The following is a 13789-nucleotide window of genomic DNA, read 5'->3' as shown; positions in this document are numbered from 1 at the left end:
GCGGCGTCAAGCGAGATGTAGCTCCGTCTCGTGGGCTCGGAGATGTGTATAAGAGACAGGCCTCCCCCGCCGCCGCTGGTGTGGGCGCCGCAGGCACCGGAGCCCGAGCCATGGCAGCCTCCCCCGCAGGAGGAGTCACCGCCGCTGCCGCCGCTGCCGGCGAGTTAGCGACGCGCCGTCACCGTTGTCGCACTGGGCGTTAAGACGGTCGACGATAATGCGACACTGCTCAGAGATGTCGTCGAAGGAGGCGCGATGGTTGGTCCGATCAGCCGGCCTCTGGAGACAGCGCTCGAAGCGAGCTTTGAACAGCTTTGCGCCACGGTACCGGCGGACGTCGGCATTGCGATCGCCCGACCGGATCGCACCTACTCGTTGGGTCGGTGGTGGTCCGGTGTCGCATGGTCGACCATCAAGGTGCCGTTGGCGATCGCCGCGCTGCGGTGCGATTGGTTGCACGCCAAGGACCTGGCCGTTAAGGCGATCACGGAATCCGACAATCGCGCATCGGAGCAATTGTGGTCCCGCTTGGGCGATCCGGAGGAAGCGGCACGGCGGGTGCAGGCTGTGATCGCCGAGGGCGGTGACACGGCCACCGTGGTCGAATCTCGTCGGCTTCGGCGTGGGTATACGGCGTTCGGCCAGACGCAGTGGACCCTGCAGCGGCAAGCGCGGTTCGCGGCCGAGCTGCCTTCGATCCCCGATTCGGCCGACGTCATCGACCTGATGCAGGGACTCACCAGCGGTCATCGCTGGGGGCTGGCGGCCAAAGGCCTTGCGGCCAAGGGCGGTTGGGGGCCCGGCATGCACGGCGACTACCTGGTGCGGCAGTTCGGCATCGTGCCCACACCATCGGGGCAGTGGGGCGTGGCGCTCGCGGCCAAGGTTCACGACGGGGTGTTGGAGACGGGCGTCGAGGTCCTGAACGCAATGTCCGAGTGGGTCCTCAGCCGGCTTCCAGGGTTAGCCCGTTATTGACGGCACCACGGCGTCGATCAGGTGTGGCCCTGGTTCGCTCAATGCTTGACGCAGCGCGTCGGCGAGTTCCTCCGCGGTGGTGACGCGGCGGGCAGGCACTCCCATCCCCTCGCTGATCTTGACGAAATCCATTGTGGGGCGCGACAAGTCCAGCAGGTCCAGCGCCTTGGGCCCGGGAGCCGATCCGGCGCCCACCCGAGCCAACTCGATCCGCAGGATGTCGTAGGCGCTGTTGTCGTAGATCACGGTGGTCACGTTCAGGTTTTCCCGCGCCTGAGTCCACAATCCGGAGATCGTGTACATCGCCGACCCGTCCGATTCCAGGCAGAGCACCGGACGATCGGGTGCCGCCACCGCGGCACCCACGGCGGCCGGGATGCCGTACCCGATCGCCCCGCCGGTCAGCGTCAGCCAGTCATGGGCCGGCGCCCCCGCCGTGGTCTGGGCGAGCAACACACCCGAGGTGTTCGACTCGTCGACGACGATCGCCCGTTCCGGCAGCAGCGCGCCGATCACGTCGGCCGCTGACGCGGACGTCAGGGCACCCGTTGGCAACTGCGGCCGCGCCGCGGCCGCCACCGGGGCAGCCGTTCCGGGCGCGACCTCGTCGGCCACCGCAGCGAGCGCTTCGGCGGCGCCGCTGTGCCCGGCGAGCAGATGCACCTCGCAGCCGGCCGGGACGAGGTCGCTGGGCATGTTCGGGTAGGCGAAGAACGACACCGGCGACTTGGCGCCGGCCAGCACCAGATGCTTGGCACCGTCGAGTTGCGCGGTCGCGGCCTCGGCGAAATAGGCCAGCCGCTCGACGGCGGGGACGCCCGCACCGCGCTCCAGCCGAGTCGGGAATGTCTCGCACAGCACCCGTGCCCCGGTCGCCTGCGCGACCCGAACGGCGGCGGCAAGACCCGGACCGCGAGTGGCGTCACCGCCGATCATGAGCACCGTGGGTTCCCCGGAGCGCAGCACCTCGATCACTTCGAACGCCAACCGCGGCTCGGCCCCCGCGGGTTCCGCGGGCACGGTGGCGCCGGCTTGCGCCCCGTCCGACCAGGACACGTCGGCGGGCAGGATCAGCGTCGAAATCTGCGAGCCTGCGCGGCTGGCGGCGATCGCCTCGGCGGCGTCGGACGCGACGTCCGCGGTGTGTTCGGTGCGACGCACCCACCCCGAGACCGTGCCCGCGAGCGCGTCGATGTCGGATTCCAGTGGGGCGTCGTACTTTTTGTGATACGTCGCGTGGTCGCCGACGACCACCACCATCGGCACCTGAGCGCGCCGGGCGTTGTGCAGGTTCGCCAGGCCGTTGCCCAGGCCGGGACCCAGGTGCAGCAGCACCGCGGCCGGCCGGCCTGCGATGCGGGCGTAGCCGTCGGCCGCGCCGGTCGCGACGCCCTCGAACAGCGCCAGCACACCGCGCATGCGCGGGACGGTGTCCAGCGCGGCCACGAAATGCATCTCCGAGGTGCCCGGGTTGGCGAAACACACGTCGACGCCACCGTCGACCAGGGTGTTGATCAGGGCCTGGGCACCGTTCACGTGATCGCCTCCAGTTTGAAAACACGCTCGGCGTTGCCGTGCAAGAAGTCTCGGCGGCCCTCGTCGGCCAGACCGAGGTCCGCCAGTCCCGCCAAAGCGTGCGCGTGGGTCATCATCGGATAGTTGGTGCCGAACAAGACCTTGCGTTGTCCGGTACCGGTTTTCATGAACCGGACGAGCTCATCCGGAAGTCGCTTGATCGTGTAGGCCGACGTGTCGATGTAGACGTTCGGATGCTTGCGGGCGACGGCGACCATCTCCTCGGTCCACGGATACCCGACGTGGCCACACACGATCACCAGCTCGGGAAAGTCGAGCGCGACCTGGTCGATGTAGGGGATTGGGCGGCCGGTCTCCGATGGCCGCAGCGGACCGGTATGGCCCACCTGGGTGCAGAACGGCACCCTGAGCTCCACGCATTCGGCGAACAGCGGATAGTAGCGGCGGTCGGTGGGTGGCGCGTTCCACAGCCACGGCACCACCCGCAGGCCCAGGAATCCCTCTCGAACGCGGCGCCTCAGCTCACGGACCGCTTCCATCGGGCGATCGAGGTCGACGGTGGCCAGTCCGCCAAACCGGTTCGGATGCAGGCGAATCCACTCGGCGACCTCGTCGTTGGAAATCAAATCCTGGCCGCCGGGGCCGCGCCACGCGCTGAGCAGGCCGAAGCGGACGTCGGCCGCGTCCATGGTCGCGATGCTCGCCTCGATCGGGACGTCGGCGTCCGGTATGGAGTCACCGGTCCAGCGCCGCAAGGATGCCAGCATGTCGCTGCGCAGGAACCGCGCAGTGGGGTGCTGCATCCACACATCGACCGTCATCGCGATCAAGAGTAGACGCGGCGTCAGAGGGTCAGCGCGGCGCGGGCGCAGGCGTGCGTCCGCTGGGCGTGCCCGCCGCCGAACAGCACGACGTGCGCCAGCAGGGGAAAGAGCTGGTGCAGCCCGATGCGGTTGCGCCAGCCGGCGCGCAGCGGCCGCACCCGCTCGTAGCCCGCGACGATGGCATCGTAGTGCGGGCAACCGAACAGCGCGAGCATCGCCAGGTCGCTCTCGCGGTGACCGGCGTGCGCGGCCGGGTCGATCAGCACCACCCCGTCGGGCGTCCACATCACGTTGCCGCCCCACAGATCGCCGTGCAGCCGGGCGGGCGGGTCGTCGTCGTCGAAATCACCCGAGCGACAACGCGCTACGACGGAATCGATGGCGCTGCGGGTGGACGCATCGAGCCGCGCCGCGGCCAGCTCCACCATCGGGAGTAGCCGCTCCTCGGCGTAGAAGTCGCCCCAGCGGCGGTGCCGCCGCAGCGACATCGGCAGCGGCTGGGACAGCGGCCCGAAGAACCCGGGTCCGTCCCACCCGTCGGGCCCGGCGCCGAAGTCGGGGGCACCGGCGTCGTGCGTCACCGCGAGCCGGCCGCCGAACGCGAGCGCCGCCTCGGGAGTCGGTGTCACCGACTCGAGCCGCCGCAGGGTCAGGCTCGTCGCGTCGACGGAGACAACGCGCGCGCAGGGCACACCCCCGTCGACGCCGGCCAGCCACCGCAATCCGGCGGCCTCCCACGCAAAGTAATTACTGGGCGCGGCCGGGTGTTGCTTGACGAAGTCGCTCAAGCGGTCGCGTGGGCGGCGTGCACGTCGTCGGCCGGGCGCGCCTCCGTCTGCTCCTTGGCCCAGCGGTAGTCGGGCTTACCGGCCGGTGACCGCTTCACCTCGTCGACCAGCCAAAGGCTGCGGGGCACTTTGTATCCGGCGATCTCGGAGCGCACGAAGCGGTCCAGCTCCACCAGCGACGGCCGGGCACCCGGGCGGGGCTGCACGACGGCGGCCACGTGTTGGCCGTAGCGGGGATCGGGAACACCGACCACCAGCGCGTCGAACACGTCGGGGTGGCCCTTGAGCGCCGCCTCGACCTCCTCGGGGTAGATCTTCTCGCCGCCGCTGTTGATCGACACCGAGCCGCGGCCCAGCATCGTCACGGAGCCGTCCTCCTCGACGAGGGCCCAGTCTCCGGGGATCGCGTAGCGGACCCCGTTGATGGTCTTGAACGTTTCGGCGGTCTTCTTCTCGTCCTTGTAGTAGCCGACCGGGATGTTGCCCTTCTTGGCGATGAAGCCGCGCACACCCGAGCCGGGCTTGACCTCGTTGCCCTCCTCGTCGAGGACGACGGTGCGGTGGTCGATCGTCACGCGCGGGCCGCCGGCGTGCGGCGCGTCCTTCGCGACGATGCTCGTACCGCCGAATCCGGTCTCCGAGGAGCCGATCGAGTCGGTGATGACACGGTTGGGCAGCAGCTCGAGCAGCCTTTCCTTGATGCTCGGCGAGAACAGCGCCGCGGTGCTGGCGAGCAGGAACAGCGACGAAAGGTCGTAGTCGTGGTCGGTGTCGAGCGCGTCGAGCAGCGGGCGCGCCATCGCGTCGCCGGTGAAGAACAGCAGGTTCACCTTGTGCTCGTGGATCGTGCGCCACACCTCCTCGGCGTTGAATTCCGGTGCGAGCACGGTGGTTTGGCCCGAGAAGATCGACATCCAGGTGGCCGACTGGGTGGCGCCGTGGATCATCGGCGGAATCGGGTAGCGCACCATCGGCGGATTGGCGGCCGCGGCCTTGGCCAGGTCGTGCTCGTCCTCGACGAATTTGCCTGTCGCGAAATCGGTTCCGCCGAACAGCACCCGGTAGATGTCCTCGTGGCGCCACATCACGCCCTTCGGGAAGCCGGTCGTGCCGCCGGTGTAGAGCAGGTAGATGTCGTCGGCGCTGCGCTCGCCGAAGTCGCGCTCGGGGGATCCTTGAGCGATCGCCGAGTAGAACTCGACACCGCCGTAGCGCTGGTAGTCGTTGTCGGAGCCGTCCTCGATGACGAGGATCGTCTTGACGTTCGGGGTGTCCGGCAGCACGTTGGCCACCCGGTCGGAGTACTGGCGCTCGTGGACCAGGGCGACCATGTCGGAGTTGTCGAACAGGTAGCGAAGCTCACCCTCGACGTAGCGGTAGTTGACGTTCACCAGGATGGCGCCGGCCTTCACGATGCCGAGCATCGCGATGACGATCTCGATGCGGTTACGGCAGTACAGCCCGACCTTGTCGTCCTTTTTCACCCCCTGGTCGATCAGGTAGTGGGCCAGGCGGTTGGCCTTCTCCTCAAGTTGGGCGTAGGTCAGCTTCTCGTCGCCGCAGATCAGGGCGACACGGTCCGGCACAGCGTCGATGGCGTGCTCTGCGAGATCGGCAATATTCAGGGCCACGGCCACCAAATTAGAACGTGTTACATTTCTTGACAAGCTCATGCCCCTCGTCGACGGAAAGGCGGTAGCCGTGGCACCGGCCCCAGCAAACGAGCAGTCCGGCCCCTCTGGAGCAGATGCGCTGGTGGAACAGCGTGGCCACACCCTGATCGTCACGTTGAACCGGCCGCACGCCCGCAACGCCCTGAGCACCGAAATGATGGAAATCATGGTGCAGGCCTGGGACCGCGTCGACAACGATCCAGACATTCGCTGCTGCATCCTGACCGGGGCCGGTGGCTACTTCTGCGCCGGCATGGACCTCAAGGCGGCAACCAAGAAGCCGCCGGGTGAGTCTTTCAAGGACGGCAGCTACGACCCGTCGCGAATCGACGCTCTCCTGAAGGGCCGCCGGCTGACCAAGCCACTGATCGCGGCCGTCGAGGGACCCGCGATCGCCGGGGGCACCGAGATCCTGCAGGGCACCGACATCCGCATCGCGGGCGAGAGCGCCAAGTTCGGCATCTCGGAGGCCAAGTGGAGCCTCTACCCGATGGGCGGATCGGCTGTGCGGCTGGTGCGCCAGATTCCCTACACGGTGGCGTGCGACCTGCTGCTGACCGGGCGGCACATCACCGCCGCCGAAGCCAAGGAGATGGGCCTGATCGGGCATGTGGTGCCCGACGGGCAGGCGCTGACGAAGGCCCTCGAGATCGCCGAGATCATCGAGAACAACGGCCCGCTGGCCGTGCAGGCGATCCTGCGGGCGATCCGCGAGACCGAGGGCATGCACGAGAACGAGGCCTTCAAGATCGACACTCAGATCGGCATCAAGGTGTTCCTGTCCGATGATGCCAAGGAAGGCCCCCGGGCGTTCGCCGAGAAGCGCAAGCCCAACTTCCAGAACAAGTAACCCTCCTCTTGGCGCCGAACGTGAACTGAGGGCCACTTTTCGGCCGATTTTTCGCCCTGACGTCACGTTCGGCGTTGTCAGTCCCCCGCGCCACACTGCCGGCATGCGGGAACCGTTCATCGGCAGCGAGGCGCTGGCATCGGGCGCACTGACGCCCGCTACGAAGCGCTGGCCGACCTCGGATGGATGGCCATCCGGGTCACGGCCGGCGACACGCGGGGCGGAATCCTCGCACGCGTGGCCGCCGCCTGGACCCGCCGAGCGTGAACTCATGGCTGGTTTCGGCCGATTTCCTCGCCCTCAGATCACGCTCGGCGAACAGGGGCGGCGCTCAGCCCAGCGGCGCGGTCGGCGTGAACGCCACCGGCATTTTCTCCAGGCCGGACACGAAATTGGCGGGACGCAAGGGCAGGTCGGCGTCCGAAGCCAGCCGCATGTCCGGTAGCCGCTGCAGCAGCCGGGTCTGCATGATCGACAGCTCCAGCCGCGCGAGCTGGTTACCGAGACAAAAATGCGTCCCGAAGCCGAAGGCAAGGTGGTTGTTCGGGTAGCGCTCCATGTTGAACGTCTCCGGGTCGTCGAAGACCTTCTCGTCGAAGTTCGCCGACTCGAACAGCAGGATCATCTTCTCGCCCTGGCGCAGCTGGGTGCCGTGGAATTCGGTGTCGGCTGTGATCGTGCGCGCCATGTTCTTCACCGGCGCGGTCCAGCGGAGCATCTCCTCGATCGCGTTGGGTAGCAAGCTCAGGTCGGCCGCCAGGCGCCGGTGCTGATCGGGGTGCAACAGCAGCTGCCTCGTCCCGCCAGACAGCGTGTGGCGCGTGGTCTCGTCGCCGCCGATCAACAGCAGCAGGACCTCGGTGACGATCTGGTGGTCCTCGAGCCGCGAGCCCTCGACCTCCGCGTGCACGAGGACGCTGACCAGGTCATCGGTCGGCTCCTTCTTGCGGGCTTCGATCATCCCCATCATGTACTGGCTGTAGGCCGCGAAAGCTTCCATGGTGACCTGGACGTCCGCTTCAGCGGCGGTGCTGCTCAACGCGCCGACCAGCTCGTCGGACCACTTCAGGAACATCGTGCGTTCTTCCGGCCGCACGCCGAGCATGTCGCCGATGACGGCCATCGGCAGGGGCGCGGCCAGGTCCCAGACGAAGTCACACTCGCCGCGCTCGCACACCGCGTCGATCAGCGTGTCACAGAGCGAAACGATCTTGGATTCCAGGTCTTTCACGCGTTTGCGGGTGAAACCGGAGTTGACGAGCTTGCGGCGCAACAGATGTTGCGGATCGTCCATCTCTATCATCATTTCGACCCCAGGTTGATCGGGTCGGATGCCGCCGGCGTTGGAGAACAAGTCCGGGTTGCGCTCCGCCTCGATCACCGCCTGGTAGGTCGAGGCGGCGGCCAATCCATTGCGGTCCCGGAAGACCGGCTCGTGCTCGCGCATCCACTTGTAGATGGGCCGAGAGTCACCGGCGTAGAAAGTCCCGTCGGTGAGGTCGACGTCGGGTTTCGTCATCGTCATGAGATCTCCTGGGCATCACCGAAGGACATTTGTACGCGGTCAACAGAGCTGGACACCATGGCACGCTTCGGAAGACCAAGCGAAGCAAGCTCTTTCGAGTACGGATGCTCGCCGAGCCGGACGCTCACCCCGCCGAATCGCGTTCGCACGCCGTCCAGGGTGTGCTCGAAGGCGGTCTCGCGGGTGATTCCGTCGCGGTGCGAGTAGGTGCGTTGCGCTTGCTGGCGCGGGGTCAGCCGGAACGGCAGGCCGCGGCGGAATTCCATGCCGATCACCGGCTGGCCGTCGATGCTGAGGTCAAAACCGAACCGGCGGCCCTCCCGAACGGTGAAGTCGCCCATCACCTTCGGGTAGCCCCAGATCTTGGTTCCCGCTTCCAAGGTGAACGCCTGGTCGACGGGAAGGTGGTGAATGAAGGCACCGGCCGACTGCAGGGCACGCGGCCCGCTTGCGTTCGAGCCGGGCGGGTTGACCATCACGCTGGTGCCGAACTCGTGGTACTGGCCCAGGTCGCCGTCGATGTAGTGCATCAACATCAGCACCACGATCGCGCGGCCGGGAAGGTAGCGGCAGACCTGCAGGCCGCTGTAGTCGATCATCTGCTGCGCGGCGTCGGCGTCGACGGAGAACATCGCCATATGTTGATTTGCCTGGCGGATTCGCACCGGCATCGTGAGTACCGTGCCCGCGATGGTGTGCTGCGAGGCTGTCATCGGGCCAATCTAGAACGTGTTCTATTCGTTCGGCAATAGCGGGTCAGATCAGCGTGGCGAGCTCCCTGATCTGGGCCTCGTTGCGTCCGTTGACCACCATCATGGTGACGCCGGCGGCTTCCCAGACCTTGACCTGCTCACGGACGTAGTTGATATCGCCGACGATCGCGGCGTCGTCGACGACCTCGTCCGGGATGATCGTCGCGGCCTTGTCCTTCTGATTGCTGCGGAAGAGCTTGGTCACCTCGTCGACCACCTCGGCGTAGCCCATCCGGCGGTACACGTCGGCGTGGAAGTTGGTGTCCTCGGCGCCCATACCGCCCATGTAGAGGGCCAGATAGGGCTTCATGGCCGCGAAGGCGGCGGCGCGGTCGTCGGTGATGACGATGTTGGCGGTCGCGCAGATCTCGAAGTCCTCGCGGCTGCGCCGCGCCCCGGGCCGCGCGAAGCCCTCGTCGAGCCATTCGTTGTAGGTATCCGCCATCCGCGGCGTGTAGAAGATCGGCAGCCAGCCATCGCAAATCTCGGCGGCCAGCGCGACGTTCTTCGGCCCCTCGGCCCCCAGCATGATCGGGATGTCGGGGCGCAACGGGTGGGTGATGGGCTTGAGCGCCTTGCCTAGGCCGGTCGTCCCCTCCCCCGTCAGCGGCAACGGATAATGCGGCCCGTCGCTGGTCACCGCCTTCTCTCGCGCCCAGACCTGCCTCATGATGTCGACGTACTCGCGGGTGCGGGCCAGTGGCTTGGGGAACGGCCGGCCGTACCAGCCCTCGACCACCTGTGGGCCGGAGACGCCGAGGCCCAGGATGTGCCGGCCGCCGGACAGGTGGTCGAGCGTCAGCGCGGCCATCGCGGTTGCCGTCGGGGTGCGCGCGGACAGCTGGATCACCGAGGTGCCCAGCCGGAGCCGGTGGGTCGACGATCCCAACCAGGCCAGCGGCGTGTAGGCGTCGGACCCCCACGCCTCGGCGGTGAATACGGCGTCGAAACCGGCTTCCTCCGCCGCGGCTACGAGCTCCGCGTGATTCTGCGGCGGCTGAGCGCCCCAATACCCGAGCTGCAACCCCAGCTTCATAGTCATTGACCCTTCCGGCGACCCGATGTTGAAACCGTTCTTAGAACCTGTTCTACTCGATGGCGTGACAGCCAGCTCGAGCAGCCCGACCTTGACGGATCACCCTGAGCCACCGCTCTCCGCGCCACTGACGTTGTCTTTCGACTACACCCGTTCGGTCGGCCCCACGCTAAGCAAGTTCTTCACCGCACTGCGTGAGCGCCATGTCTTGGGGGCCCGCGGATCCGATGGCCGGGTGCACGTTCCACCGGCGGAATATGACCCGGTTACCTACGAGCCGCTGGGCGAAATGGTACCGGTCTCCAGCGTCGGCACCGTCGTGTCCTGGACGTGGCAACCCGAACCGTTGGAAGGCCAGCCGCTGGACCGTCCGTTCGCCTGGGCGCTGATCAAGCTCGACGGCGCGGACACCCCGCTGATGCACGCCGTCGACGCCGGCAGTCCTTCCGCCATCAAGTGCGGCTCCCGGGTGCACGTGCACTGGGCCGACGAGCCGGTGGGCGCGATTACCGACATCGCCTACTTCGCACTCGGCGAGGAAGCCGAACCCGTGTCCGAACACGCCGCGGGCGAACAGGATCCGGTGACCATGATCGTCACGCCAATCTCGCTGACGATTCAGCACACCGCCTCCCATGAGGAGAGCGCCTACTTGCGCGCCATCGCCCAGGGCAAGCTGCTGGGCGCGCGGACCGGCAAAACCGGCAAGGTCTACTTCCCGCCGCACGGCGCGGACCCGGCCACCGGCCAGCCCACCACCGAGTTCGTCGAGCTGCCGGACAACGGCACGGTCACGACGTTCGCGATCATCAACATCCCGTTCCAGGGACAGCGCATCAAACCGCCGTACGTGGCGGCCTATGTGTTGCTCGACGGGGCCGACATTCCCTTTCTGCACCTGGTCGCCGATATCGACGCCCACGAGGTGCGGATGGGGATGCGCGTGGAAGCCGTGTGGAAACCCCGCGAGGAGTGGGGCTTTGGCATCGACAACATCGAGTACTTCCGGCCGACAGGGGAACCCGACGCCGAGTACGACACCTACAAGCACCACCTGTAAAGGGCCTACCTGTAAATGAGCGCTCGCAACGTTGCGGTGGTCGGCTTTGCCCACGCGCCGCATGTCCGCCGCACCGACGGCACCACCAACGGTGTCGAGATGTTGATGCCGTGCTTCGCCCAGCTCTACGAGGACCTCGGAATCACCAAGGCCGACATCGGCTTCTGGTGCTCGGGTTCGTCCGATTACCTTGCAGGACGGGCTTTCTCGTTCATCTCGGCAATTGACTCGATCGGCGCTGTCCCGCCGATCAACGAGTCGCATGTCGAGATGGACGCGGCCTGGGCCCTCTACGAGGCGTACATCAAGCTGCTGACCGGCGAGGTGGACACCGCGCTGGTGTACGGGTTCGGCAAGTCCTCGGCTGGGATTCTGCGACGGATCCTGTCGCGGCAGACCGACCCGTACACCGTCGCGCCGCTGTGGCCGGACTCCGTGTCGATGGCGGGGCTGCAGGCCCGCGTCGGGCTCGACACCGGCAAGTGGACCGAAGAGCAGATGGCGCGCGTCGCGTTCGACACCTTCGAGAATGCCCGCCGGGCGGATTCTGTGGAGCCGGCGATGAGCGTCGCGGAACTGCTCGAAAGGCCATTCTTCGCCGAGCCACTGCGGCGCCACGACATCGCGCCCATCACCGACGGCGCCGCCGCCATCGTGCTCGCGGCCGGTGACCGGGCGCGCGAACTGCGCGAAAACCCAGCCTGGATAACGGGAATCGAGCACCGCATCGAGACGCCTTCGCTCGGCGCGCGCGACCTCACCCAATCGGTGTCGACCAGGGCGGCGGCTCAAGCGGCGACGGGGGGCAGGATCGACAACCTCGACGTTGCCGAGATCTGCGCGCCCTTCACCCACCAGCACCTGATCGTCGCGGATGCCATTCGGATTCCGGGGCCAACCAAAGTCAATCCGTCCGGCGGCGCGCTGACCGCGAACCCCATGTTCGTCGCCGGGCTCGAGCGCATCGGCTTTGCGGCGCAACACATTTGGAACGGGTCGGCCGAGCGGGTGCTCGCGCATGCCACCAGCGGGCCCGCGTTGCAACAGAACCTGGTCGCGGTCATGGAAGGAATGAACTGATGGCCGGTGCAGGCCCGAACCTCGCCGCGGTACTCGGTACCGGACAAACGAAGTACGTCGCGAAGCGACAAGATGTCTCGATGAACGGGCTGGTGCGCGAAGCGATCGACCGCGCGCTGGCCGACTCCGGCTCCACCTTCGACGACATCGACGCGGTGGTCGTCGGCAAGGCGCCCGACTTCTTCGAGGGCGTCATGATGCCCGAGCTGTTTATGGCCGACGCCATGGGAGCCACCGGCAAGCCGCTGATCCGGGTGCACACCGCGGGTTCGGTCGGCGGATCCACCGGGGTGGTGGCCACCAGCCTCGTCCAATCGGGCAAATACCGGCGTGTGCTGGCGATGGCCTGGGAAAAGCAGTCGGAGTCAAACGCGATGTGGGCGTTGTCGATTCCGATCCCCTTCATCAAGCCGGTCGGCGCCGGTGCGGGCGGTTATTTCGCCCCACACGTGCGGTCGTACATCCGCCGGTCGGGCGCACCGTTGAACATCGGCGCCATGGTCGCGGTGAAGGACCGGCTCAACGGGGCCCGCAACCCGCTGGCCCACCTGCACCAGCCCGACATCACTTTGGAGAAGGTGATGGAGTCGCCGATGCTGTGGGATCCCATCCGTTACGACGAGACGTGTCCGTCATCGGACGGCGCCGCCGCGGTCGTGATCGGCAACGAGGAGGCTGCCGAAGCCCGTCTGGCGCAAGGACAACCGGTGGCATGGATTCATGCCACCGCGCTGCGCACCGAGCCGCTGCAGTTCTCGGGCCGCGACCAGGTCAGCCCGCAGGCCGGGCGTGACGCGGCCGCCGCGCTGTGGAAGGCGGCGGGCATCACCAGCCCGATCGACGAGATCGACGCCGCGGAAATCTACGTGCCGTTCTCGTGGTTCGAGCCGATGTGGTTGGAAAACCTCGGGTTTGCGCCCGAGGGCGAGGGCTGGAAACTCACCGAAGCCGGCGAGACGGCGATCGGCGGACGGCTGCCGGTCAACCCGTCCGGCGGTGTGCTGTCGTCGAACCCGATCGGCGCCTCCGGCCTGATTCGGTTCGCCGAGGCGGCGATTCAGGTGATGGGCAAAGGTGGGGATCACCAGGTTCAGGGCGCGCGCAAGGCCTTGGGCCACGCCTACGGCGGTGGCTCGCAGTACTACTCCATGTGGGTGGTCGGTGCGGACAAGCCCACGCCTGAGAAAGTCGACGCGTGAGCGAACACCCGGCGCACGAGGCCGGTCGGCGCTCGCGCGAGGCGGTCATAGCCAGGGACAAAGAGGCGTGGCTGGCGGTGTTCGCCGACGACGCCGTCGTGGAGGATCCGATCGGGCCGTCGGCGTTCGACCCGGAGGGCAGGGGCCACCGGGGCCGCGACGCGATCTCGGCCTTCTGGGACAAGGCCATCGCCCCCACCACCAAAATCGAGTTCGTCTTCCGCGACACCTACCAATGCGGCAACGAGGAAGCCAATGTCGGGCACATCCTCATCACCCATGGTGACTACCAGGTGACCGCCGAGGGTGTGTTCACGTACAAGGCCGACGACGAGGGCAAGATGACCGCCCTGCGCGCGTACTGGGAGATGGACCGGGCGACAGCCACGTTGAAGAAGGTAACCAGCTAGGACGCGGGGTCGACATCACACGTTAGTGCCGAGTTCCCCTCGCTGCTTCGATTCTGCCGACCGTCGGCCCCATCTGCT

Annotated in this window: 14 protein-coding genes; 7 read left to right on the top strand and 7 right to left on the bottom strand. The window is 67.2% G+C overall.

The window, feature by feature from the left end; genetic code table 11:
- Positions 1-30: 30 nt before the first annotated feature.
- Positions 31-168, top strand: a complete 138-nt coding sequence (locus tag A5781_RS25545; RefSeq protein ID WP_156624527.1) for a hypothetical protein — start codon at positions 31-33, stop codon at positions 166-168.
- Between the two features lie 87 nt (positions 169-255).
- Positions 256-978: a serine hydrolase gene (locus A5781_RS10225; RefSeq protein ID WP_067204475.1), complete on the top strand. Its 723-nt coding sequence runs from the start codon at positions 256-258 to the stop codon at positions 976-978.
- On the opposite strand, the gene A5781_RS10220 is transcribed toward A5781_RS10225, so the two are convergent.
- Genes A5781_RS10220 through A5781_RS10205 form a run of 4 tightly spaced genes read right to left on the bottom strand, consistent with a single transcriptional unit; the run spans position 964 to position 5763 of the window.
- A complete protein-coding gene (locus tag A5781_RS10220; protein ID WP_067204472.1) occupies positions 964-2514 on the bottom strand; it encodes an acetolactate synthase large subunit in 1551 nt (516 codons plus the stop codon). The two genes, A5781_RS10225 and A5781_RS10220, sit on opposite strands and share 15 nt — an antisense overlap.
- The gene (locus A5781_RS10215) at positions 2511-3335 is read right to left on the bottom strand and encodes an amidohydrolase family protein (RefSeq protein ID WP_067204469.1); all 825 of its coding nucleotides are present in this window, start codon (positions 3333-3335) and stop codon (positions 2511-2513) included. The genes A5781_RS10220 and A5781_RS10215 overlap by 4 nt, the downstream gene beginning before the upstream one ends.
- A gap of 23 nt (positions 3336-3358) precedes the next feature.
- Positions 3359-4126, bottom strand: a complete 768-nt coding sequence (locus tag A5781_RS10210) for a fructosamine kinase family protein (RefSeq protein WP_067204466.1) — start codon at positions 4124-4126, stop codon at positions 3359-3361.
- On the bottom strand, positions 4123-5763 hold the full coding sequence (locus A5781_RS10205; RefSeq protein ID WP_067204462.1) for an acyl-CoA synthetase: 1641 nt from the start codon (positions 5761-5763) through the stop codon (positions 4123-4125). Before A5781_RS10205 ends, A5781_RS10210 begins: the two co-directional genes overlap by 4 nt.
- Before the next feature lie 64 nt (positions 5764-5827).
- On the opposite strand from A5781_RS10205, the gene A5781_RS10200 reads away from it, so the two are divergent.
- Complete coding sequence (locus tag A5781_RS10200; protein WP_156622606.1) at positions 5828-6649, top strand: crotonase/enoyl-CoA hydratase family protein; 822 nt, start codon at positions 5828-5830, stop codon at positions 6647-6649.
- A 331-nt stretch (positions 6650-6980) separates the two neighbouring features.
- Here the strand turns inward: A5781_RS10200 and A5781_RS10195 are convergent, their stop codons facing one another.
- The 3 genes from A5781_RS10195 to A5781_RS10185 are packed head-to-tail and all read right to left on the bottom strand — an operon-like array spanning position 6981 to position 9962.
- Positions 6981-8174 carry a cytochrome P450 gene (locus A5781_RS10195; RefSeq protein WP_156624525.1) on the bottom strand — a complete coding sequence of 398 codons (1194 nt, stop codon included), beginning with the start codon at positions 8172-8174 and terminating at the stop codon, positions 6981-6983.
- Complete coding sequence (locus A5781_RS10190; RefSeq protein WP_067204452.1) at positions 8171-8887, bottom strand: acetoacetate decarboxylase family protein; 717 nt, start codon at positions 8885-8887, stop codon at positions 8171-8173. Before A5781_RS10190 ends, A5781_RS10195 begins: the two co-directional genes overlap by 4 nt.
- 43 nt (positions 8888-8930) lie before the next feature.
- Positions 8931-9962 (bottom strand): LLM class F420-dependent oxidoreductase, encoded by a 1032-nt coding sequence (locus tag A5781_RS10185; protein WP_067204449.1) that lies wholly within the window; start codon positions 9960-9962, stop codon positions 8931-8933.
- A 64-nt stretch (positions 9963-10026) separates the two neighbouring features.
- On the opposite strand from A5781_RS10185, the gene A5781_RS10180 reads away from it, so the two are divergent.
- The 4 genes from A5781_RS10180 to A5781_RS10165 are packed head-to-tail and all read left to right on the top strand — an operon-like array spanning position 10027 to position 13711.
- Positions 10027-11022, top strand: coding sequence for a Zn-ribbon domain-containing OB-fold protein (locus A5781_RS10180; RefSeq protein ID WP_067204446.1), 996 nt, complete (start codon positions 10027-10029; stop codon positions 11020-11022).
- 15 nt (positions 11023-11037) lie between these two features.
- Complete coding sequence (locus A5781_RS10175; protein ID WP_067204443.1) at positions 11038-12102, top strand: thiolase domain-containing protein; 1065 nt, start codon at positions 11038-11040, stop codon at positions 12100-12102.
- Positions 12102-13301, top strand: coding sequence for a thiolase domain-containing protein (locus tag A5781_RS10170; protein ID WP_067204439.1), 1200 nt, complete (start codon positions 12102-12104; stop codon positions 13299-13301). The genes A5781_RS10175 and A5781_RS10170 overlap by 1 nt, the downstream gene beginning before the upstream one ends.
- A complete protein-coding gene (locus tag A5781_RS10165; protein ID WP_067204437.1) occupies positions 13298-13711 on the top strand; it encodes a nuclear transport factor 2 family protein in 414 nt (137 codons plus the stop codon). Before A5781_RS10170 ends, A5781_RS10165 begins: the two co-directional genes overlap by 4 nt.
- Positions 13712-13789: the final 78 nt, after the last annotated feature.

It is taken from the genome of Mycobacterium sp. 852002-30065_SCH5024008 (assembly GCF_001665645.1).
GTDB lineage: Bacteria > Actinomycetota > Actinomycetes > Mycobacteriales > Mycobacteriaceae > Mycobacterium > Mycobacterium paraffinicum.
Note: the sequence above shows the minus strand (reverse complement) of the source record. Positions and strands in the feature narration are given on the sequence as shown.